This is a genomic window from Streptomyces oceani (assembly GCF_001751245.1).
Classification (GTDB): domain Bacteria; phylum Actinomycetota; class Actinomycetes; order Streptomycetales; family Streptomycetaceae; genus Streptomyces; species Streptomyces oceani.
Window position 1 is genome coordinate 33,642 of sequence record NZ_LJGU01000132.1, and the last position, 21,634, is coordinate 55,275.

A 21,634-nucleotide genomic window follows, 5' to 3' on the forward strand; every position below is an offset into this window, starting at 1 on the left:
GTGTACGGCGCGCGCGCCCTCGCGGCGGCCGTCGCGGCCGGGCTGGGCGGCGCGTCCGTGGACGACTCCGTCGCGGCGGCGCTCGCCCAACTACCGGCCGACACGGAGATCCGCCGCAACGCGGAGCACGCCGTCGCCCTGGCCCGAGTCGCCGTCGCGGACCGACCCGGCCAGCCGGGCAACGCCTTCGCGCTGGTCCCGTCCCTGGAACACGAGATCGTCGACCACATCTACAGCTACGGCATCGCCGCGGCGGAGACCGTGCCGGTCGCGCTCGCGGTGACGGTCGCCGGTGCCGGCCGGATCGCCGAGGCGGTGCCCGCCGCCGCCTGCCTGTCCCGGGTCGCCGACTCCGCCCCGGCCCTCGCGGGCGCGCTCACCGGCGCGCTGGGCGGTGTCGGTGAACTGCCCGACAGCTGGCGTACGGCCTGCCGCGTCCTCTCCGGCTGCGCGCTGCCCCGGCTGGCCGGCACGGATCTCGTCGAACTCGCCGCACAGCTCAGCCGTACCGATCTCCCCCTGCCCACCCACACCACCCCGGAAGGAATCCGATGACGCTCACCCTGGAGGACCGTACGACCGGCTGCCTCGTCGGAGCCGCCGTCGGCGACGCGCTCGGCGGGCCGGTGGAGGGCTGGTCGCCGGAGCAGATCGTGGAGCGGCACGGCGGCCGGGTGACGGGCGTCGTCGGCCCGTTCTACGAGGAGTGGCGCACCGCCCGGCCGATCGCTCCGTACCACAAGGGCGACGGGCACGTCACCGACGACACCCTGATGACGCACGCGCTGATCCGGGTCTACGAACGGGTCCGGGACCACCTGGACGCGTACTCCGTCGCCGAACACCTGGTGCCGGATCTGATGGGGAACCCTCGCTGGATTCCGGAGCTGGAGGCCGAGGCGCTCCCGCTGCAGCGGATCTTCCTCGCCGAGAAGTGGATCGTGGCGCGGCTGCACTACGGGCACAACGACCCGCGCGAGGCGGGCGTCGGCAACATCGTCAACTGCGGCGCGGCGATGTACATGGCGCCGGTCGGCGCGGTCAACGCCGGTCATCCCGCCGCCGCGTACGCCGAGGCGCTGGACGTCGCCGGCGCCCACCAGTCCTCGTACGGGCGAGAGGCGGCCGGGGTGTTCGCGGCGGCCGTCGCGGCGGCACACTGCCCCGGGGCGACGGCGCGCTCGGTGGTGGAGGCTGCGCTGTCGCTGGCGAAGGACGGCACCCGGGACGCCATCGAGGCGGTCTGCGCGGAGGCCGAGCGGCACGACGACTTCGAGAGCGCGCTGCGGCCGTTGCGGGAGGCGGTCGCGCCCTTCGACACGGTCGGTCCGGAGTACCGCGCCCCGTCCCTCGGCGCCCGGCGGCCGTCCCGGCTACACGCCATCGAGGAACTCCCGGTGGCGCTCGGGATGCTGCTGGTCGGTGACGAGGACTACCGGCACACCGTGCTCGGGTCGGTGAACTACGGCCGGGACTGCGATTCCATCGCCACCATGAGCGGCGCCCTCGTGGGCGCGCTGCGCGGAGCCGGTGCCGTACCGGCGGAATGGAGCGACGAGGTGGCCCGGGCCAGCAAGCTCGACCTGCACGCTCCCGCGGCGTCCCTGGCGGACGTCACCCGGGAGGTCTTCACCCTGGACCAGGGTCGCAGGGCGCGGCACGAGGCCGCCTTCTCGGCGATCGCGGGGCTGTGATCGCGATGACGCGGCGACCGGAGCAGACGGAACGACCGGATGGGGCGTCGTCCGCGGACGAGGACGCGGCGCCGCTGCGGCTGAGCTGGGTGCAGCCCGAAGACCTGGTGGGTCACGAGCTGCGGCAGGCGGACGAGGACGGCCGGGACGCCACCGCCGTACGACGCCGCTGGCAGGCGGCCGGTGGCGCCCCCGCGCCGGCACGGGCCGGTACGTCCGCGCCGGCCGCGGGTCCCGAGCTGCGCGCGCTGGCCGGCGAGCTGCTGGACGAACTGGCCGCGCTGCCCTCCCCGTTGGCCGGGGACGAGCCCACCGAGCTGGACCTGCTGCGGGCCGGCTGCCCGAACTGGCCGGAGTCGGACCGGGCGGCCCCTGGTGAAGCGGCTCCCGGCGGTACGCCTCGTACGGAGCCGGCCGCCCGGCTGGAGGCCGGCTGGCTCGGCCGGGCGGCCGGCTGCGTGCTGGGCAAGCCGGTGGAGAAGCTGCCGCTGGCCGGCATCCGGGAGATCGCCCAGGCAACCGGCAACTGGCCGCTGAACGACTGGTTCACCGAGGTCGGGCTGCCGGCCGAGGTCGCCGAGCGCTGGCCGTGGAACCGCCGCAGCCGCGCCACCTCACTGGCCGAGAACATCGACGGCGCCCCGGAGGACGACGACCTCAACTACCCGCTCCTCGGTCTGTTGCTGCTGGAGCGGCACGGGCCCGGCTTCCGTACCGCCGACGTCGCCCAGCTGTGGCTGGACGAACTGCCGGCCGGCCGCACCTTCACCGCGGAACGCGTCGCCTACCGCAACCTGCTAGCGGGCGTCGAGCCGCCGGAGACCGCACGACGGCACAACCCCTTCCGCGAGTGGATCGGCGCGCAGATCCGAGCCGACGTCTTCGGCTGGACCCGCCCCGGCGACCCGGCCGCCGCGGCCGAGGCGGCCTGGCGGGACGCCACCCTGACGCACTCCGGAAACGGCGTGTACGGCGCCATGTTCGCCGCCGCCCTGGTGGCCGAGGCCGCCGGCGGCCGTACCGACGTGCACGGCTGTCTACGCGCCGGGCTGAGCGTCGTCCCCGCGCGCTCCCGGTACGCGACGGCCGTACGCACCGGCATCGAGCTGGCACGCGCCGAACCGGCCGGCGACGCGGCGGGCTTCGCCACGGTGGTGGACGCGCTGCACGAGCGGTACGGCGCGCACCACTGGGTGCACGTCCTGCCGAACGCCGCCCTGCTCGCCGCCGCGCTCACACACTCCGACGGCGACTTCACCGGCGCCATCTGCCGCACCGTCTCGGGGGGTTGGGACACCGACTCGAACGGCGCCACCGCGGGCTCCGTGACCGGGCTGCTCGCGGGGCACCCGGACGCCCTGCCGGAGCGCTGGATCGCGCCGTTGGCCGGACGGCTGGCCAGCACCGTCGGCGACTTCGACGGCATCGGTTTCGACCGGCTGGCGGAGCGTACGGCGGCCCTCGCCCGGAGCGGCAGCGGCGCGCGTACGGACAGCACCGCGCGTACGGGCCGACCCGAGGGGGCCACCATCGACCCGAGGAGTGACACGTGACCAGCCACCCCACCCCGCCGCCCACGGCTCCCCGGATCGCCGTGTTCGGCAGCGCCAACATGGACCTGGTGGCGTACGTCCCCACCGCTCCGCGACTCGGGGAGACCGTCACCGGCAGCGCCTTCCGCACGGTCCCCGGCGGCAAGGGCGCCAACCAGGCCGTCGCCGCGGCGCGGGCCGGCGGCGCGGTCACCATGATCGGCGCCGTGGGCGCGGACGCCTTCGGACCGCAGCTGCGCACCTCGCTGGCCGAGTCGGGGGTGGACACCTCCGGCCTGCGCACCTGTGACGAGGCCAGCGGTATCGCGCACATCGTGGTGGACGGCCAGGGAAGCAACTCCATCATCGTGGTGCCCGGGGCGAACGGCACCGTGACCGGGCTGTCGGCCGGCGACGAGCAGCGTCTCGCGGCGACGGACCTGCTCCTGCTCCAGTTGGAGATCCCACTGCCCGGGGTGCTCGCCGCCGCCCGGGCCGCGCGGGCGCACGGCGTACGGGTGGTGCTCACCCCAGCCCCGGCCCAGCCGCTGCCGGCGGAGATCCTCGCCGCCACCGACCTGCTCGTGCCGAACGAGCACGAGGCGGCGGCACTCACCGGCCGGTCCGACCCGGCCGAGGCCGCGGCCGAGCTGCTGACCACGGTGCCCGAGGTGGTGGTGACCCTCGGCGCGGCCGGCAGCCTGTACGCGACACGGGGTGCCGAACCGGTTTACGTACCCGCGCGGAAGGTAACCGCCGAGGACACCACCGCGGCGGGCGACACCTTCGTGGGAGCGCTCGCCGTCGCCGCCGGCGAGGGTCGGACCATGCCCGCGGCGCTCGCCTGGGCCTCGGCCGCCTCCGCGCTGTCCGTACAACGCCGGGGCGCCTCCGCCGCGATGCCCCACCGCGAGGAGATCGACGCCTCCACCGCCACGCCGGCCTCCGCCACTCCCGCCGAAACCGACTGACCCCGCGCCATCTCACGAAAGCCCGGCCCTGATGAACGACATGGCTCCGTCGCCCGAACCCGCTCGCTCCGACCCCACCGCCGTCCCGGCCGCCACCACCCCGCTCCGGGGGCTACGGGTGCTGGACCTGGCTACCCTCTTCGCCGGACCGCTCGCCGCCACCATGCTCGGCGACTTCGGCGCCGAGGTGATCAAGGTCGAGCACCCCGAACGGCCCGACCCATCCCGCGGCCACGGCCCCGCCAAGGACGGCGTCGGCCTGTGGTGGAAACTGCTGGGCCGGAACAAGCGGAACGTCACCCTCGACCTGTCCACCCCGGGCGGCCGGGACGTACTGCTGCGGATGGCCGCCCAGAGCGATGTGATCGTCGAGAACTTCCGCCCCGGCACCCTGGAGAAGTGGGACCTGGGCTGGGAGGAGCTCTCCGCCGTGAACCCGCGGCTGGTGCTGGCGCGGGTCACCGGCTTCGGCCAGTTCGGGCCGTACGCGCGCCGGGCGGGCTTCGGCACCCTGGCCGAGGCGATGAGCGGCTTCGCGGCGGTCACCGGGGAGCCGGACGGGCCGCCCACCCTGCCGCCGTTCGGCCTCGCCGACTCGGTGGCGGCACTGTCCACCGCGTACGCCGTGATGACCGCGCTCCACCACCGACGGGAGAGCGGACGCGGACAGGTGGTGGACATGGCGATCATCGAGCCGATGCTGACGGTCCTGGGTCCGCAGCCGATCTGGTACGACCAGCTGGGCTACGTCCAGCCGCGCACCGGAAACCGCTCGGCGAACAACGCGCCGCGCAACACCTACCGCACCGCGGACGGCAGTTGGCTGGCAGTGTCCACCTCCGCGCAGTCCATCGCGGAGCGTGTCATGCGCCTGGTGGGCCGGCCGGAGTTGACCGAGGAACCGTGGTTCGCCACCGGCGCGGGGCGGGCCGCGCACGCCGACGAGCTGGACGAGGCGGTCGGCGGCTGGATCGCCCAACGTGACCGGACCGAGGTGGTGGCCGCCTTCGAGGAGGCTGAAGCCGCGGTGGCTCCGATCAGCGACATCCGCGAGGTGATGGAGAACGAGCAGTACCAGGCACTCGACTCGATCACCCAGGTCGAGGACGAGGAGCTGGGCACCCTACGGATGCAGAACGTCCTCTTCCGCCTCTCTGAGACGCCCGGCGCGATCCGCTGGGCCGGCCGACCGCACGGCGCGGACACCGACACGGTGCTGACCGAACTGGGCCTGGACGAGCGGGACATCGCCGGGCTGCGTGAGGAGGGGGCGCTTTGAACGGCGTACTGGACGGCGGAGAGGCGCGCGGGGAACCAGCCACCGGGCCGCAAGGCGCCGGGCCCAGCGCAACGGTCCCGCTCACCTGGCTGTACGTGCCGGGAGACCGGCCCGAGGTGGTGGCCAAGGCGCTGCGCTCCGGCGCGGACATCGTGCTGGTCGACCTGGAGGACGCCGTCTCCCCGGAGCGCAAGGGGTACGCCCGAGACGCGACGGCTGAGCTGCTCAGCGAGCCGGCGCCGGGTCCCGTTCCGGTCCACGTCCGGATCAACGGTCTGGACGGGCCGCTCGCCGCCGCCGACACCCGGGCCCTGGCGGGACTGCCGGGTCTGAGCGGGCTGCGGCTGCCCAAGGTGGACAGTGCGGCGGCGCTCACCCGGGTCGTACGGTGGACCGCCGGCAGCGGCCTACCCGACGTACCGCCGCTGTACGCGCTGCTGGAGTCGGCGCTCGGCATCGAGAACGCCTTCGCCATCGCCACCGCCCATCCGGCCGTGCACGGCCTCGCGCTCGGCGAGGCGGACCTGCGCGCCGCGCTCGGGGTCACCGACGACGCCGGGCTGGCCTGGCCACGCGGACGGGTGGTGGTCGCCGCGCAGGCCGCCGGGCTGGCCCCGCCGGCCCAGTCGGTCTATCCGGACGTACGCGACGCCGAGGGCCTCGCCCGCTCCTGCGCCGAGGGGCGTGCGCTGGGATTCGTCGGCCGCTGCGCGATCCACCCCCGGCAGTTGCCGGTCATCGAGCGGGCGTTCCTGCCGACCGAGCGGGAGGTGGCGAACGCCGAGGCGATCCTGGGAGCGGGCACCGGCAGCACGGGCGCGGCCGCGCTGCCGGACGGCACCTTCGTGGACGCCGCGGTGGTGGCGGGCGCACGGCGCACGCTGGCGCTCGCCCGGCGACGCTGAGGCGTGCGGAACGGGCGGCGAGGCGTTGGGAGCGCCGGCCTCGCCCGCCCGGTCGGTGTCAGGCCTTCTTCGTGGTCCGGCGAGTGCCGTCCGCCGTGGACCGGTCCGCCCTGGTGTCGTCGTCCGCGTCGGACGCGACGTCGGCTGACGCGTCCTCCCCGGAGGGTGTGCCCTTCGCGGAGGCGCTTCTCGCGGAGGCGTCCTTGGCGGCGGTCGGGTCGGTGTCCGCCGCCTCCGCCGACTCGAGGGCGGCCGGTTCGACGACCTTCTCACGCCCGGGAGCGCGCCGGTGGGAGACCACGATGTACGCGACCGCGCCCAGGAAGACCACGACGGAGGTCCAGTTGTTCAGGCGCAGCCCCAGGACCTCGTGCGCGTCGTCGATCCGGAGGTACTCGATCCAGAACCGGCCGACCGTGTAGACCGCGACGTACAGCGCGAACACCCGGCCGTGGCCCATCCGGAAACGCCGGTCCGCCCACATGATCAGCGCGGCGGCCCCGAGGCACCACAACGACTCGTAGAGGAACGTCGGGTGGTACGTCGCCAGGTCCGGAGACTCCAGCGGACGGTTCCCCGGCGCGATCTCCACCGCCCACGGCAGGTCGGTGGCTCGGCCGTACAACTCCTGGTTGAACCAGTTCCCCCAGCGGCCGACGGCCTGGGCCAGCGCGAGGCCGGGAGCGAGGGCGTCCGCCCAGGCCGGCAGCGGGATGCCGCGACGGCGACAGCCGATCCACGCGCCGACGGCACCGAGCGCCACCGCGCCCCAGATCCCGAGTCCGCCGTCCCAGATGCGGAAGGCGTCAACCCAGTTCCGCCCCTCGCCGAAGTACAGCTGGTAGTCCGTGATCACGTGGTAGAGCCGGCCGCCGACCAGTCCGAACGGCACCGCCCACACCGCGATGTCGGCCACGGTGCCGGCCTGGCCGCCTCGGGCGACCCACCGCCTGCCGCCGAGCCAGACGGCGAGGAAGACACCGAGGATGATGCAGAGCGCGTAGCCACGCAGCGGCACCGGACCGAGATAGATCTCGCCGGCCGAGGGGCTGGGAATGAAGGCAAGGGTGTTCATGGCCCCTCAGACGCTACCGTGCCGAGCGCCGTCGTGGGCACTCCACCCGTGACTCGTTCCCAGGACGGCCGCCACCAGGGCCGTACGACCCCGATACGCGTCCCTGACCAGCTGGTCCTTCGCAGCCGCCTTCCGCTCCCGCCCGTCTGGTCCGTCGTACGCGGCGTACGCCCACGCCCGCCCCTACGCCTTCGCCTTCTCCTCGACCAGCTCCCGCAGCTTCTCCGGGGTCAGCGGCTCGTCCTGGTCGGCGTAGATGTTCTCGCCGTCCAACAGCACGGTCGGGGTGGCGTTGTGCCCGGACTTCAGGAAGGCGTCGTTGGAGCGCTCCACCCAGGAGGCGTGCTCGCCCTTCTCCACGCAGGCGCGGAACCTCGCGCTGTCCAGCCCCTCCACCTGACCAGCCAGGTCGAGCAACCGCCCCTTGTCGCCGTACGCGTCGTCCTGTTCCGCGGGCTGCTTGCTGAACAGCAGGTCGTGGTACTCCTGGAACCGGCCCTCGTCCTGCGCGCAGGCGGCGGCGTTGGCGGCGTACGTCGAGCCGTTGCCGCCCATGTTGTCGTCGATGATGGTGACGAGGTGGTATTCGGTGCGCAGCTTCCCGTCCCGCCGCAGCTGCTCGATGGTGTCCCGGAAGCCCTCCTCGAACTGCTTGCAGGCCGGGCAGCGGAAGTCCTCGTAGATCGTCAGGGTCGCCGCCCCCTGACCCTTCGGGTCACCCTGGGCGATGGGCTTCGCCTCAGCGGCGTCGCCACCGCCGCCCGCGTCCTGGTTCGCCGCCACGAAACCACCGACCCCGACCAGCGAGAGTACGGCGATCATGGCGCCGGCCACCTTCAGCGTCCGGTACCGCTTGCGGCTGTTCTGCTGCCGTTCCTGCTCCGCCCACAGCCGCTCCCGGGCCGTGCGGTTCTCCGCGCTATCACTCTGACTCATCACACCCTGGGAACGAGCCGGGGGCCGCGCTCGCGCGGGCCCACGGCCGTTCTTCCCCCGAAATGATGACCCCGGCGCCCGGAGCGCGTGCGCGCCTACCCCGCGGGCGCCTCCCGGGCGGCGGTCCGTACGCCGTGCGCCAACTCGCCCGCGAGTTCGCGCACCTCGGCCAGCCCGGCGTCCAGGTCGTCCCGGGCCTCCAGGAGCCGCTTGACGAACGCCGAGCCGACGATCACGCCGTCCGCGAAGGCCGCCACCTCCGCGGCCTGCGCGGCGGTGGACACGCCCAGCCCCACGCACACCGGCAACTCCGTCACCGCCCGGGTGCGGCGCACCAGTTCGGCGGCCTCCCGACCGACCGACTCCCGGGTGCCGGTCACGCCCATCAGCGAGGCGGCGTAGACGAAACCGCTGCCCGCCCGGGTGATCCGCGCCAGCCGCTCGTCCCGGCTGGCCGGGGCGACCACGAACACCGTGGCCAGTCCGTGCCGTTCGGCCGCCTGCCGCCAGCCCTCGGACTCCTCGACCGGCAGGTCCGGCAGGATGCAGCCGGCGCCTCCCGCCGCGGCCAGCTCGGCGGCGAACCGCTCCACGCCGTAGCGGTCGACCGGGTTCCAGTACGTCATGCACAGCACCGGCGCGCCGGTGGCCGCGTGCGCCTCGCGCACCGTGCGGATGACGTCCGCGATACGTACGCCGCCGCCCAGTGCGATGGTGTCCGCGCTCTGGATGACCGGCCCGTCCAACACCGGGTCGCTGTGCGGAAGCCCGACCTCCACGATGTCGCAGCCGCTCTCCAACAGCGTCGTGCAGGCGCGGATGCCGCCGTCGACCGTGGGGAATCCGGCGGGGAGATAGCCGATGAGGGCGGCCCGTCCCTCGTTCCTCGCCCTGGCCAGGGTGCCGCGCAGTGCCTCGGCGTTGCCGAGGGGGTGCCCGGTGCCGGGCTGCGTGTCCTGCGGACTGCGCTGCGGCGTCTCCTGGGCCGGGTTCTGGGCACCGCCCTTGGCCCCGTCCCGGGCCGCGCCGTGCGTCGTGTCGTGCGCCACGGGCTGCTCGATCCGCTCCGTCATGCGTCCGCTCCTTCGTCGTCCTGGGCCCCGGACCGCCCGGTCCCGGCGGTGCGGCCGCCGGGCTGCTCCTCGGCGCCGTCGTACAGCCCGAAGTAGCGGGCCGCGGTGTCCATGTCCTTGTCGCCGCGCCCGGAGAGGTTGACCACGATCAGCCCGTCCGGCCCCAGCTCCCGCCCCAGGTCCAGGGCGCCGGCCAGCGCGTGCGCGCTCTCGATGGCCGGGATGATCCCCTCCGTACGAGCCAGCAGCCGCAACGCGCGCATGCTCTCGTCGTCGGTGATCGGCCGGTACTCGCCGCGCCCCGACTCCAGCAGGTACGCGTGCTCCGGCCCGATACCCGGGTAGTCCAGCCCGGCCGAGATCGAGTACGGCTCGGTGATCTGCCCCTCCTCGTCCTGCAGGACGTACGACCGCGAGCCGTGCAGCACCCCGGACTCGCCCGCGGTCAGGGTCGCGGCGTGCTTGCCGGAGTCCACTCCGTGCCCGGCGGCCTCCAGCCCCACCAGCCGCACGCCCTCGTCCGGGAGGAAGGCGTGGAACAGGCCGATCGCGTTGGACCCGCCGCCCACGCAGGCGGCGACCGCGTCCGGCAGCCGGCCCGTACGCTCCAGGACCTGGCGGCGCGCCTCGACCCCGATCACCCGATGGAAGTCCCGCACCAGGAGTGGGAAGGGATGCGGGCCGGCGACCGTGCCGAAGAGGTAGTGCGTGTGGTCGACGTTGGCCACCCAGTCCCGGAAGGCTTCATTGATCGCGTCCTTGAGGGTACGGCTGCCGGAGGCGACCGGGATGACCTCGGCACCCAGCATCCGCATCCGGGCGACGTTCAGGGCCTGGCGCTCGGTGTCGACCTCGCCCATGTAGATGGTGCAGTCGAGTCCGAAGAGCGCGCAGGCGGTCGCGGTGGCGACACCGTGCTGGCCGGCGCCGGTCTCGGCGATGACCCGGGTCTTGCCCATCCGGGCGGTGAGCAGGGCCTGGCCCAGCACGTTGTTGATCTTGTGTGAGCCGGTGTGGTTCAGGTCCTCACGCTTGAGGAAGATCCGCGCGCCACCCGCGTGTTCGGCGAAGCGCGGCACCTCGGTCAGTGGGCTGGGCCGGCCGGTGTAGTGGACCAGCAGGTCCTCCAGTTCGGCGGCGAACGAGGGGTCGCGTTTGGCCTCGGCGTACTCCGTCGCGACCTCGTCGACGGCGGCGACCAACGCCTCGGGGATGAACTTCCCGCCGAACCCGCCGAAGTAGCCCGCTTCGGTGGGCACCCGCCCCTCGGGGTCGGGAAGGAAGAAACCAGACATCTGGGGTGCTCCTAACAGTTGCGCGGACAGGGTGACTCGATTTCGCGCACGGCGGCGGCACGGACAGCCAGCCGTGCTGGTACGGCGGCGTCCCGGGCCGGCCCGAGGCGAACGGCACGGGACACGCGGACGGCACGGCTCGTACGGCCAGCCGCGCCGGCGTGGGGCGACCGGCCCGCGGCGGGGGTCCCGTGCCCGCGTACGGACGTACTCATGTGTCAATGTGACGACGTGTGGGCACGCGCCGGGCGCGTCCCCGGCGGTCAGCCGACAGGATGGCTCAGCGGGCCGCCGTGCCGCGGCGCTTCGGGGTCACCGACCATCGGCGACCGCTGACCTGTCCCGGCTCGCAGCCGATGTGGTAACGCACCCGGCGACCGTGCACCCGCCGCGCGGGCGCGCGACAGCCGCGCGGTCGGCAGCCGGGCCGCAGTGCGGCGTACGGGTCGCGCACGGGCGCCCGGAAGCCCGAGCGGACGTGCCCGGCGTGGACGATCACGACCTCGTCGCGAGGGTCCAGGGGCCGGCGGGCGGACGTGCTCATCGTTCAGCCACGTCCGTGCCGGAGGGCGGGGTGCGCGCCGGCGGCGACCAGATCGGCGACGGCCGACCGCGGGTCTCGACCGGTCACCAGGGACTCGCCGACCAGGACGGCGTCGGCTCCGGCGTTGGCGTAGGCGATCAGGTCGTGTGGTCCGCGCACGCCCGACTCGGCGACCCTGACGAGGTGTCCGGGGATCTGCGGGGCGATCCGCTCGAAGTTGTCCCGGTCCACCTCGAGCGTTTTGAGGTTCCGGGCGTTGATCCCGATGACCTTCGCCCCGGCGTCCAGCGCCCGCTCGGCCTCCTCCTCGTCGTGCACCTCGACCAGCGGCGTGAGTCCGATCGACTCCGCGCGCTCGATCAGCGAGACCAGCGCTTCCTGGCCCAGCGCGGCGACGATCAGCAGGGCGAGGTCCGCGCCGTGGGCACGGGCTTCCCACAGCTGGTACGAGCTGAAGATGAAGTCCTTGCGCAGCACGGGGATGTCGACCTTGGCGCGAACCGCTTCCAGGTCCGCGAGCGAGCCGCCGAACCGACGCTCCTCGGTGAGCACCGACAGCACGGCGCCACCGCCGGCCTCGTAGTCGACCGCGAGCGCGGACGGGTCGGCGATGGCCGCGAGCGCCCCCTTGGACGGGCTGGAACGCTTCACCTCGCAGATGACCCGGACACTCTCACCCTTGAGCGCCGCGATCCCGTCCCGGGCCGGTGGGGCGCTGGCGGCGCGCTGCTTGAGGTCCTCGAGGCTGACACGCGCCTGCCGCTCGGCAAGGTCCACGCGGACGCCTTCGATGATCTCGTCGAGCACACTCACGCGAGCGGCCCCCCTTCGTGCCTTCGTGGCTGAGAGCATGGGTTCGGTCAGGCACCCTGATGGTATCCGGCCGCCGGCGGAGCCTCCGCATCCGATTCTAAAAGTTCCACATACTGGACAGAACCCCAGAAAGTCGGGGGCGTTTTTCAGCCAATGCTCCAGTCATCGACTCAGGGAGCCAAGGCCGCCCCGAACGGCAGGTTCCGGATCACCGAGAACACCGCGACTGCCGCGCCGAGCGCCCACCAGTGCGCGGCCCGCAACGGCCACGGCGGCACGGGCCCCCCGCGCCAGGCCGGCAACACCCACCGCAGCCACAGGGCGCCGGCCGCCACGAACCCCAGCACCGCCACCGCGTTGGCGCTCAAGGCCGCGCCCAGGTCCGCCGTCGCCACCGCGTGCGCCGTACGCAGCCCGCCACAGCCGGGACAGTAGAGACCGGTGAACCGCAGCAGCGGGCAGACGGGATAGTGCCCCGGCTCGTTCGGATCGACGAGACCCACGAAGGCGAACGCCGCCGAGGCGGCCAGCAGCGCCGCGAGCGGGGCGACGAGCCGCGCCGCCCGACCACGGGTGGACACCCGGTCGCCCGCGGCCGGCGAACCGCCGGGGGACCGCGGCAGCGAACGCCAGGGACCGGGATACGGCGAATGCCGGCGCGGGCGCGGACGCGGTGGACGTTCTCGTGGAGTCACGTCTCCAGCATTCCCCCCGCCCCGCAGGCTGACCAGCGCGCCCGAGGTGGTGTCGTACGAATCGCGCGCCTAGGCCAGCGGCGACCTACGCGCCCATCATCCGCTGCGGCTTGCCGTGCCCCTTGGGCTGTCCCATCCCGGCCGCGCGCATGGCCCAACCGACCACCGCGCCCACGGCGATCACCAGCCCACCGGCCAACACCCCGAGCGGCTGGGCCGCCACGGTGAACACTCCCCCGACGCAGAACCCGACGAACATGATGATGACCGCTGTCCAGGCGGCCGGGGTGTTTCCGTGATGACTGGCGGCCATTGCTACTCCTCGTCCCTCAACCTCAACTGCGCGGGCATACCCGCCCGCACGACTCATTGTCCCTGGTGCCGGCCCGTCCCGATCCCAGGGGTGTCGTACGTCGGGTCCTCGCCCCGGTCGAGTGCCTTCCACAGGTCCTCCGGCCGGTCCGGGTCGACCGTCGGCGCCGTGTTCCGGGCGCGGGAGGACGGGCGGGGGCTGCGCTCGTACCGTGCGCTGCCGGACATCGAGGGCCACCGCCGCCCGTACCGCAGTGCCAGCACGCCGGCCAACAGCAACAGCGCCCCGCCGGCCACGGAGACGTACGGCCACAGGCTGTGGCTGACCGCTCCGATGTCGCTTCCGGCCAACCCGCTGGTCTCCGCGGCCTGCTCCTCGAGCGCTTCGGTGCTGTTGGTCGCGAAGAGCGCGATCGCCACGGTGCCCGCGCCACTCAGCGTGAGCAGCGCGGAGACCACCACCCGGGTGGTTCGGCGTACCGCGAAGACGGCGACCAGCGCGGCCAGTCCGACGAGGGCGAGTGCGCTGGGCAGGCCGCTGATGTCACCGCCCTCGGCCCGCAGCGGTACCGAGCCCTGTGCGAAGCGGACGCTGCTCTCGCTCCACACCTGGCCCGCGGACACCAGCACCAGGGCCGCGCCCAGCGCACCGGCCAGCAGGGCCAGCGCGAGCGCGCGCCGAGGCGCGCGGGACGGTTCGGTGGCAGGCTCGGAAGTCACGCCCCCACGCTACCGCCGAGCCGTTCGGCCGCGTGGACCGCCCTCAACACCGCCGCGGCCTTGTTGCGGCACTCGGTGTCCTCCGCGACCGGGTCCGAGTCGGCCACGACGCCGGCGCCGGCCTGCACGTAGGCGGTGCCGTCCCGCAACACCGCCGTACGGATCGCGATGGCGGTGTCGGCGTCCCCCGCGAAGTCGAGATAGCCGACGCAACCGCCGTAGACCCCGCGCCGGGTGGGCTCCACTTCCTCGATGATCCGCAGCGCGCGTGGCTTCGGCGCCCCGGAGAGGGTGCCGGCCGGGAAGCAGGCGGTGAGCGCGTCGAAGGCCGTACGGTCCTCGGCCAGTTGGCCGGTGATGGTGGACACGATGTGCATGACGTGGCTGTAGCGCTCCACGGACATGAAGTCCACGACCTCCACGCTGCCCGGTTCGCACACCCGCCCCAGATCGTTCCGCCCCAGGTCGACGAGCATCAGGTGCTCCGCGCGTTCCTTCTCGTCGGCCAGCAGCTCCTCGGCCAGCTCGGCGTCCTCCCGCGGCGTCGCGCCACGCGGCCGGGTGCCCGCGATCGGGTGCAGCAGTGCCTGGCCGTCCTCGACCCGGGTGAGCGCCTCCGGGCTGGAGCCGACCACGTCGAAGCCGCCCCGCTCGTCCTCGAACCGGAAGAGGTACATGTACGGGCTCGGGTTGGTGGTGCGCAGCGCCCGGTAGACCTGGAGCGCGCCGGCGGCGCAGGGCGTCTCGTACCGCTGAGAGGGGACCACCTGGAAGGCCTCACCGGCGTGGATACGCTCTCGGATGTCCTCGACGGTGGCCTGGTACGCGGCGGCGCCGGTGCGGGCGGTGAAGTCCGGCAGCTCCGAGGGCGGAAGCTGCGCGACCGTCGGCGGGGCGGATCGGCTCAGGTCCGCGGTCATCGCCTCCAGCCGGGCCACGGCGTCGGCGTGCGCCTCGTCGACGCCCGTGGCCAGGTCGTTGTGGTTGATGGCGTTGGCGATCAGCAGCACCGTGCCGTCCCGGTGGTCGAGCACGGCCAGGTCGGAGGCGAGCAGCATGGTCAGCTCCGGCACCCGCAGGTCGTCCCGGGCGCGGTCCTCGAGGTGCTCCAGCCGCCGGACGACGTCGTAGCCGAGATAGCCCACCATGCCGCCGGTGAACGGCGGCAGCTCTCCGGACTCGTGCAGGTCACGCGGGGTATGCAGGGCCGCCACGGTCTCCCGCAGGGCCACCAGCGGGTCCCCGTCGGTGGGTACGCCGACCGGCGGGGTGCCCAGCCAGTGCGCCTCCCCCTCCCGGACCGTGAGGGCGGCGGAACTGCGGACCCCGATGAAGGAGTACCGCGACCACGTACGGCCGTTCTCCGCGGACTCCAGCAGGAAGGTCCCGGGCCGCTCGCCGGCGAGCTTGCGGTACAGGCCGATCGGGGTGTCGCCGTCCGCCAACAGCCGCCGGGTGACCGGGATGACCCGGCGGTCCTTCGCCAGCGTACGGAAGGTGTGGAGGTCCGGAGTCGTCATGGGGCGACCCTACTCAAGGTTGCGCGCCCTTCCTGTCGAGTCAGCGAGCGTCGGCCTACTCGGCGCCGCTCGCTGAGCCCTGATCCGTCCCGCGGCCGGGACGGGCCCGGGATGGTGGGGACAAGTGCCGCGGTCGGGGTGGGAGTTGGATCGGTACGATCCCCCGCATGGCGATACCGGAACCAGGCATGCCGCATCCCGGCTGGGTGCCACCGACGGATCTCGAACGGGTACTGGCGGAGGCCAAGTCCAGGGGCGACTGGGACGGTTACCTCCTGGTGTTGCTGAGCACCGACGTACTGGCCTACGTCCTGGTGGACGGCGCCGAGAAGCACGGCGCGACGAGCGACTGGCCGCTGCACCACATGCCGGACGGACGCGCGTACGTCCCGCTGCACACCCGGGGCGAGCTGCTGCCCCGGCGGCCCGAGGTCGTACCGCAGGTGATTCCGCTACCGATCAACCCCGAGATCCGGCTGGGGGAACCGCTGCACGGCGTGATCGTCAATCCCGGTACGCCCACCGAAGCCGTCTTCCCCGACCTGCGCAAGCTCGAGGAGCACTGGAGCCGGCTGCGGAAGGACGCGCTGCGCCCCGGGCACGACGACGACGCGGTGATCACGCAGTACACCGGCCCACGCCAGGGCCCGCTGGCGCACGCCCTCGCCTGCGGGGCCCATCTGGCCGTGCACAACCAGGTGCCGTGGAACTCCCTCGACGACGTCTTCAACGACCACGACGCCGACACGGACGTGCTCTCCGACTCCTGGGACGTACACAGCCAGGACGACTGGGTGCATGAGGTGGACGCCCTGATACGGGCGCAGAACAGCCCTCCGGAGCCGGAGTTCCTGCTCTCCGTGCGCTGGCGGTACGGCGAGCGGGTGTCCGGGCTGACCGAGGACCCCTTCGTCTGGCGGGCGCTGGTCGCCCGAATCCTGCGGCACAACGGCGCGACCGAGGAGGAGGTCGCTCTTCATCAGCGGTTGATCGACCGGATCGTGCGGTACGAGACGCGGTTCCGCGCCGATGGCCTGTTGTCGGCGGACGAGTACGTCGTCTCCGCCCGGGCCTACGACTACGGCCGCGCGGTGCCGTTCGCGCGCTGGGGGCTGGGCGCTCGGCTCGCCTCCCCGGAGCAGGCGGAGTTCGCCGTGCTCAAGGCGGGGGAACGCAGCCGGGAGTGGTACGACTCCTGGGGGGAGTTCTCGGCGGGATACACGCTGGGCCGGGCGCTGCGCTTCGACGACGGTTCGTTCGGGCACATGTACGGCTCCGCGCTCAGTCCGCACCGACTGCTCATGGGCGAACCGCTGAGTCCCTGGCGAACCATCCCGTTCGCTCAGGACGAGGACGAGAACGAGGACGGGGACGAGGGCTGAGCGCTCGGCGGCCGGAGCGGCGCGTACCGCTCGGAGTCGCCGAGCGGGTCGCCGGCCGGCCTAACCGTCCCGCTGGTCGCCGCCGGAGAGCGGGAGGGGCCGCGCGTCGAAGCAGGTGCGGTCGCCGGTGTGGCAGGCCGCGCCGGTCTGGTCGACCCGGACGAGCACGGTGTCGCCGTCGCAGTCGAGCGCCACCGAGCGCACGCGTTGGACGTGGCCCGAGGTGTCCCCCTTGGTCCAGTACTCCTGGCGACTGCGCGACCAGTACGTGCAGCGACCGGTGGTGAGGGTGCGGTGCAGCGCCTCGTCGTCCATCCAGCCGAGCATCAGCACCTCACCGGTGTCGTACTGCTGGGCGATGGCGGCGACCAGTCCGTCGGCGTTCCGGTTCAGGCGGCTGGCGACGGCGGGGTCCAGGGCGGCGGAGGGCTGCTGTGACATACTCCCCATTCTGCCGCCGGCCAGGGGACGTACGAGAAGCGGGGAGCCGACCGAAACCGCTTGGCGCATACCAGGTCAAGACGGTACGAAAGGTGCGTTCAGCGTCACAGGTGTGTCCCGTTACGTGCTTCCGACACCTCCCGGAGACCCGCACGTCAGTGTCATGGGGCATCCTTTCGCGCATGAGCTTCCCACCGCCGAACGGTCCGCACGGTTCCGACGCTCCGGGCCCCAGCGGATTCGGACCACCGCAGGGCTTCGGCCCGCCTGAACCGCCTGGACCCCCCGGATACGGACCGCCGGCGCCGCCCGGCGGCTTCGGACAGCCCCCGGGCGGCCCGCCGAGTCCGTACGGCCCGCCCGCTCCCGGAGGGGGGGGCGGCGNGGGGACGTACGAGAAGCGGGGAGCCGACCGAAACCGCTTGGCGCATACCAGGTCAAGACGGTACGAAAGGTGCGTTCAGCGTCACAGGTGTGTCCCGTTACGTGCTTCCGACACCTCCCGGAGACCCGCACGTCAGTGTCATGGGGCATCCTTTCGCGCATGAGCTTCCCACCGCCGAACGGTCCGCACGGTTCCGACGCTCCGGGCCCCAGCGGATTCGGACCACCGCAGGGCTTCGGCCCGCCTGAACCGCCTGGACCCCCCGGATACGGACCGCCGGCGCCGCCCGGCGGCTTCGGACAGCCCCCGGGCGGCCCGCCGAGTCCGTACGGCCCGCCGCCTCCCGGAGGTGGGGGCGGCGGCAACGGTGGCAAGATCGCTGCCGCCGTCGTCGGCGCGGTGCTGGTGGTGGGCCTGGTGATCGGCGGCGTGCTGATGCTCGGCGGAGGCGACGACGAGGAGGACAAGGCGTCCGACGACACCTCGCAGAGCGCCGACCCCGAGGACGGTTCCGAGAGCGGAAGCGACCCCTCGAGTGACCCGCCCAACGAGGCCCCCGGACCCAACGAGCCCGCGCCACCGGACGCGTCACGGGCTCCAGACGCGCAACCGACCGGCAGCGAGCCGTTCCCGTTCGTCGTGCTCGACCCCGGGCAGTGCTACGACCATCCGGCGCTGAGCAGCGACGTACAGAAGATCGAGATCCGTTCCTGCTCGGAGCCGCACAACGGCGAGGTCATCTCCAACGCCACCCTGACCGGTGACTACTCCACCGAGCAGGACCTGCAGCAGGAGGTGCTGAGGCTGTGCAAGGCGGATGCCAGCGAACGGCTCAAGGAGATGTCGCCGGACGGCCGCACCTACTACTTCTACGCGATCTACCCGCAGCTTTCCACGTACGAGAACCGGGGCAAGGACACCATCTCCTGCTCCATCACCCTCAGCAACGCGGAGGACGGCCCGAAACTCAAGGAGCCGCTGCCGGAGTGACCCGCGCCGGCCCGCGGGCCCCCGCCGGCAGCGCCGACGCGGGCCCGCAAACCGGGCTCAACGCGGACCGGCGACGTACCCTGACGGTATGTCGACTCATGCCAAGCGTGAACGCCTACTGCTCGCAGACCTGCTGGAAAGCGCGGGCCCGGAGGCCCCGACCCTGTGCGAGGGGTGGAAGGCCCGCGATCTCGCCGCGCACGTGGTGGTGCGCGAGCGCCGTAGTGACGCCGCGGGCGGCCTGCTTCTGAAGCAACTGGCCGCCCGACTGGACAGGGTGCAGGCGGAGTTCACCGCCAAGCCGTACGAGGAGCTGATCCAGCTCATCCGTACGGGCCCGCCCCGGATGTCGCCGTTCTCCGTCAAGCAGGTGGACGAGGCGGCGAACACCGTCGAGTTCTTCGTGCACTCCGAGGACGTACGCCGTGCCCAGCCGGACTGGACCGCGCGGGACCTGGACCCGGTCTTCGCGGACGCCCTGTGGCGCCGGATGGAGAGCACCGCCAAGATGTACGGCCGCAAGTCCCCGGTCGGCCTCGTGTTGCGGCGTCCCAACGGGCAGACCGTGGTCGCCCGCAAGGGCACGCCGGTCGTCACCGCCACCGGCGAGCCGGCGGAGCTGCTGCTGTTCGTCTCCGGCCGACAGGACTCGGCGCGGCTGGAGTTCGAGGGTGACAAGGACGCGATCGTACGCGCGCAGGAGGCGGAACTGGGGCTGTGAGGCCGGCGAGGTGCGGGCCGGACGGGCCACAGCGCGGCGGCCCTCAACGAACCTCGATCCGCCGGCTGGCGGCTCACCCGCTGACGGGCCCCGACTGGCGGGTCAGATCTTCGCGATCACGACATCCGGCCCGCACAGCAAGCCGAGATCTCCCGGATCGGAGGTGAGCACGGTCACGGGCGCGAGCGACGCACGGGCGACGGCGGCAAGCACCGCATCGATGGCGTACCTGTGGCCACGCATACGATGGCTACGCAGGAGAACGGCGGCTTCGTCCATCCGACACCGGGTGACCTCGTGCACGTCGATACGGGAGAGCACCCACGTGATACGAGCGGGGTGAACTCGCTCGGAGTCGGCTTCGAGAACGGTCATCGCACTCGTGCCCACCCGTGTTCCCTCCCGTTCGGCCGCCTGGATCAACGCGGCTACCGACCGCTCCTTTCGGAAGAGCTTGGACAGTCCCTCGCTGTCCAAGAGCAGCGTCCCGGGCATCAGGCTGCGGCACCGCCCGCGTCATGTCGCTCGTGCCGCAGGAGCGCCCGGGCCTCCTGCACTTCTTCTTCGGTCAACGGATCGTTATCGGTTTCGAAGTCCGCGACGATCTCAGCGAGCTTCTCCATCGCGAGGCGTTGCTCGAGGGCTTCCGCCACGTAGGCCGAGAAGCCACCCCGTCCAGCCTGCGCCCGGACAGCCTCAGCGAGGCCCTCCGGAAGGCTTACCGAGTATTTCTTGCTACCAGACATGGTCTCAATACTACCGGCCGTACTACCGTCTCGGCCTGCCGCGCGCCGGAAACTCGGATGCCCCGGCGAGGACACCTTGCTAACCTGCCCGCATGTCCTGCCCCAAGTCCTGGAGAGCCTAGCCACCGGTCCGGCACCGGTGGCTTTCCGTGAGGTACGCGTGTCCGAGCCGTACGGCCCCCGTGGCCGTAGGCTCCGCTGACCGTAGCCACGCCGCGCCCGTACCCACGCCGCGCCCGTGCGCCGCCGAGCAGGCGGTCGGCCGCGCATCCGCATCGCCACCGGACCGCCGTGCCGTCACGGACACGTGTCACCACCCGGGTGCCCACGACGCATCACGGGTTTTCCTCACGCGAGCTTCCTTGCCCGATCCGGGGTTGGTCGCCCATGCCGCCGGACGGGGCGGGGGCTCGCGCTCTGATCCGTCACGAGGCGCGGAGCTCTCCCATGCCCTTTGCTCTCTACCTGCTCGCACTCGCCGTCTTCACCCAGGGGACGTCCGAGTTCATGCTGTCCGGACTGATCCCGGACATCGCCGCCGACCTACGGGTGTCCGTACCCGACGCCGGGTTGCTGACCTCGGCGTTCGCCGTCGGCATGGTCGTCGGCGCGCCGCTGCTGGCGATGCTCAGCACGCGGTGGCCACAGCGCGGCGCGCTGACCGGCTTCCTGACGGTGTTCGTGCTCGCCCACGTCGCGGGCGCGCTCACCAGCGACTTCGCCGTGCTGCTCGCGACCCGGATCGTCAGTGCGCTCGCCAACGCCGGCTTCCTGGCCGTGGCCCTCACCGCCGCCACCGGGATGGTGGGCGCGCGGGCCAAGGGCCGCGCCACCTCGATCGTGGTCAGCGGAGTGACCGTGGCGTGCGTCGCGGGCGTACCGGCTGGTGCCGTGCTCGGCCAACTGTGGGGCTGGCGCTCGGCGTTCTGGGCGGTGGCCCTGCTGTCCCTGCCGGCGATCCTCGGGATTCTGCGCTCCGTCCCGAACACGCCACCGCCGGCCGCCGGCACCGGCGTACGAGGGGAACTGCGGGCACTGCGCGGCCCCCGGCTGCCGGTCACGCTGCTCCTGGGCGCTCTGGTGAACGGCGCGACCTTCTGCACCTTCACCTATCTCGCGCCGCTCGCCACCCGGGTGGCCGGGCTCGGCACCGCCTGGGTCCCGGTGCTGCTGGCGCTGTTCGGGGTGGGTTCCTTCCTCGGGGTCACCGTCAGCGGCCGGTTGGCCGACGTACGGCCGATGCCCTTGCTGTACGGCGGCGGCACGGCGCTGTTGCTGGGCTGGCTGCTGTTCGCGGCCGTGGCGGGGAACGCGGCGCTCACGGTCGTGTTGGTGCTGGCGCAGGGGGTGCTGTCCTTCGCGGTGGGGTCCACCCTGATCTCCCAGGCGCTCTACGCGGCGGCCGAGGCGCCCACCCTGGCCGGTGGCCTGTCCACGGCGGCCTTCAACATCGGCGCCGCGGCGGGCCCCTGGCTGGGCGGGCTGGTCATCGCCACCGGCTACGGCTACCGCTCGCCGCTGTGGGTCAGCGCCGTACTGGTGGCGGCGGCACTGGCGGCGGGCGGCGCCACGGCACTGGCACGCGGGCTCCGGGCGGGCGGGCGC

Annotated in this window: 23 protein-coding genes; 10 read left to right on the forward strand and 13 right to left on the reverse strand. The window is 73.0% G+C overall.

The features are described 5' to 3' along the window. The 6 genes from AN216_RS17160 to AN216_RS17185 all read left to right on the forward strand — a co-directional run. Window positions 1-555 (forward strand): ADP-ribosylglycohydrolase family protein (locus AN216_RS17160; RefSeq protein ID WP_139140948.1); only part of this gene is annotated, 555 nt, incomplete at its 5' end. After that, window positions 552-1,694: an ADP-ribosylglycohydrolase family protein gene (locus AN216_RS17165; RefSeq protein ID WP_070197567.1), complete on the forward strand. Its 1,143-nt coding sequence runs from the start codon at window positions 552-554 to the stop codon at window positions 1,692-1,694. The genes AN216_RS17160 and AN216_RS17165, both read left to right, overlap by 4 nt. 5 nt (window positions 1,695-1,699) lie before the next feature. Continuing rightward, entirely contained in the window at window positions 1,700-3,247 is a 1,548-nt protein-coding gene (locus AN216_RS17170) for an ADP-ribosylglycohydrolase family protein (protein ID WP_070197651.1), read from the forward strand. After that, complete coding sequence (gene rbsK, locus AN216_RS17175; RefSeq protein ID WP_070197568.1) at window positions 3,244-4,197, forward strand: ribokinase; 954 nt, start codon at window positions 3,244-3,246, stop codon at window positions 4,195-4,197. The genes AN216_RS17170 and rbsK overlap by 4 nt, the downstream gene beginning before the upstream one ends. Window positions 4,198-4,237: 40 nt before the next feature. After that, window positions 4,238-5,476: a CaiB/BaiF CoA transferase family protein gene (locus AN216_RS17180; protein WP_107402022.1), complete on the forward strand. Its 1,239-nt coding sequence runs from the start codon at window positions 4,238-4,240 to the stop codon at window positions 5,474-5,476. Window positions 5,477-5,565: 89 nt separating this feature from the next. Further along, a complete protein-coding gene (locus tag AN216_RS17185; RefSeq protein ID WP_070197652.1) occupies window positions 5,566-6,381 on the forward strand; it encodes an HpcH/HpaI aldolase/citrate lyase family protein in 816 nt (271 codons plus the stop codon). Window positions 6,382-6,439: 58 nt separating this feature from the next. Here AN216_RS17185 and lgt read toward each other — a convergent pair whose 3' ends face one another. The 10 genes from lgt to AN216_RS17235 all read right to left on the reverse strand — a co-directional run bounded on the left by lgt (window position 6,440) and on the right by AN216_RS17235 (window position 15,364). Further along, the gene (gene lgt, locus AN216_RS17190) at window positions 6,440-7,456 is read right to left on the reverse strand and encodes a prolipoprotein diacylglyceryl transferase (RefSeq protein WP_070197570.1); all 1,017 of its coding nucleotides are present in this window, start codon (window positions 7,454-7,456) and stop codon (window positions 6,440-6,442) included. A gap of 183 nt (window positions 7,457-7,639) precedes the next feature. Beyond that, window positions 7,640-8,392 (reverse strand): DsbA family protein, encoded by a 753-nt coding sequence (locus AN216_RS17195; protein WP_070197571.1) that lies wholly within the window; start codon window positions 8,390-8,392, stop codon window positions 7,640-7,642. Window positions 8,393-8,487: 95 nt separating this feature from the next. Then, entirely contained in the window at window positions 8,488-9,465 is a 978-nt protein-coding gene (gene trpA / locus AN216_RS17200; RefSeq protein WP_079166697.1) for a tryptophan synthase subunit alpha, read from the reverse strand. Continuing rightward, window positions 9,462-10,760 (reverse strand): tryptophan synthase subunit beta, encoded by a 1,299-nt coding sequence (gene trpB, locus AN216_RS17205; RefSeq protein ID WP_244502511.1) that lies wholly within the window; start codon window positions 10,758-10,760, stop codon window positions 9,462-9,464. Before trpB ends, trpA begins: the two co-directional genes overlap by 4 nt. 280 nt (window positions 10,761-11,040) lie before the next feature. Then, on the reverse strand, window positions 11,041-11,214 hold the full coding sequence (gene trpM / locus AN216_RS17210) for a tryptophan biosynthesis modulator TrpM (protein ID WP_420855759.1): 174 nt from the start codon (window positions 11,212-11,214) through the stop codon (window positions 11,041-11,043). A gap of 93 nt (window positions 11,215-11,307) precedes the next feature. Beyond that, window positions 11,308-12,117 (reverse strand): indole-3-glycerol phosphate synthase TrpC, encoded by an 810-nt coding sequence (trpC, locus tag AN216_RS17215; protein WP_070197572.1) that lies wholly within the window; start codon window positions 12,115-12,117, stop codon window positions 11,308-11,310. A 170-nt stretch (window positions 12,118-12,287) separates the two neighbouring features. Next, window positions 12,288-12,698, reverse strand: a complete 411-nt coding sequence (locus AN216_RS17220) for a DUF2752 domain-containing protein (RefSeq protein ID WP_070197573.1) — start codon at window positions 12,696-12,698, stop codon at window positions 12,288-12,290. Window positions 12,699-12,897: 199 nt separating this feature from the next. Then, the gene (locus AN216_RS17225; protein WP_070197574.1) at window positions 12,898-13,125 is read right to left on the reverse strand and encodes an HGxxPAAW family protein; all 228 of its coding nucleotides are present in this window, start codon (window positions 13,123-13,125) and stop codon (window positions 12,898-12,900) included. Between the two features lie 53 nt (window positions 13,126-13,178). Next, window positions 13,179-13,844 carry a TIGR02234 family membrane protein gene (locus tag AN216_RS17230; protein ID WP_070197575.1) on the reverse strand — a complete coding sequence of 222 codons (666 nt, stop codon included), beginning with the start codon at window positions 13,842-13,844 and terminating at the stop codon, window positions 13,179-13,181. Further along, on the reverse strand, window positions 13,841-15,364 hold the full coding sequence (locus AN216_RS17235; protein ID WP_070197576.1) for an anthranilate synthase component I: 1,524 nt from the start codon (window positions 15,362-15,364) through the stop codon (window positions 13,841-13,843). The genes AN216_RS17230 and AN216_RS17235 overlap by 4 nt, the downstream gene beginning before the upstream one ends. 167 nt (window positions 15,365-15,531) lie before the next feature. On the opposite strand from AN216_RS17235, the gene AN216_RS17240 reads away from it, so the two are divergent. Continuing rightward, window positions 15,532-16,746 carry a DUF1266 domain-containing protein gene (locus AN216_RS17240; protein WP_070197577.1) on the forward strand — a complete coding sequence of 405 codons (1,215 nt, stop codon included), beginning with the start codon at window positions 15,532-15,534 and terminating at the stop codon, window positions 16,744-16,746. A 60-nt stretch (window positions 16,747-16,806) separates the two neighbouring features. Here AN216_RS17240 and hisI read toward each other — a convergent pair whose 3' ends face one another. Next, on the reverse strand, window positions 16,807-17,187 hold the full coding sequence (gene hisI, locus AN216_RS17245; protein WP_070197578.1) for a phosphoribosyl-AMP cyclohydrolase: 381 nt from the start codon (window positions 17,185-17,187) through the stop codon (window positions 16,807-16,809). Window positions 17,188-17,731: 544 nt separating this feature from the next. Between hisI and AN216_RS28290 the strand changes: the two genes are divergently transcribed. Together AN216_RS28290 and AN216_RS17255 are read left to right on the forward strand one after the other, a co-directional pair. Then, complete coding sequence (locus tag AN216_RS28290; RefSeq protein ID WP_170843153.1) at window positions 17,732-18,562, forward strand: hypothetical protein; 831 nt, start codon at window positions 17,732-17,734, stop codon at window positions 18,560-18,562. Window positions 18,563-18,650: 88 nt separating this feature from the next. Next, window positions 18,651-19,283, forward strand: coding sequence for a TIGR03085 family metal-binding protein (locus tag AN216_RS17255; RefSeq protein ID WP_070197580.1), 633 nt, complete (start codon window positions 18,651-18,653; stop codon window positions 19,281-19,283). Window positions 19,284-19,385: 102 nt separating this feature from the next. Here the strand turns inward: AN216_RS17255 and AN216_RS17260 are convergent, their stop codons facing one another. Beyond that, window positions 19,386-19,778: a DNA-binding protein gene (locus tag AN216_RS17260; protein WP_070197581.1), complete on the reverse strand. Its 393-nt coding sequence runs from the start codon at window positions 19,776-19,778 to the stop codon at window positions 19,386-19,388. Next, window positions 19,778-20,029: a hypothetical protein gene (locus AN216_RS17265; RefSeq protein WP_070197582.1), complete on the reverse strand. Its 252-nt coding sequence runs from the start codon at window positions 20,027-20,029 to the stop codon at window positions 19,778-19,780. Before AN216_RS17265 ends, AN216_RS17260 begins: the two co-directional genes overlap by 1 nt. 447 nt (window positions 20,030-20,476) lie before the next feature. Here AN216_RS17265 and AN216_RS17270 point away from each other — a divergent pair. Then, on the forward strand, window positions 20,477-21,634 hold a 1,158-nt coding region (locus AN216_RS17270; RefSeq protein WP_070197583.1), incomplete at its 3' end, for a Cmx/CmrA family chloramphenicol efflux MFS transporter.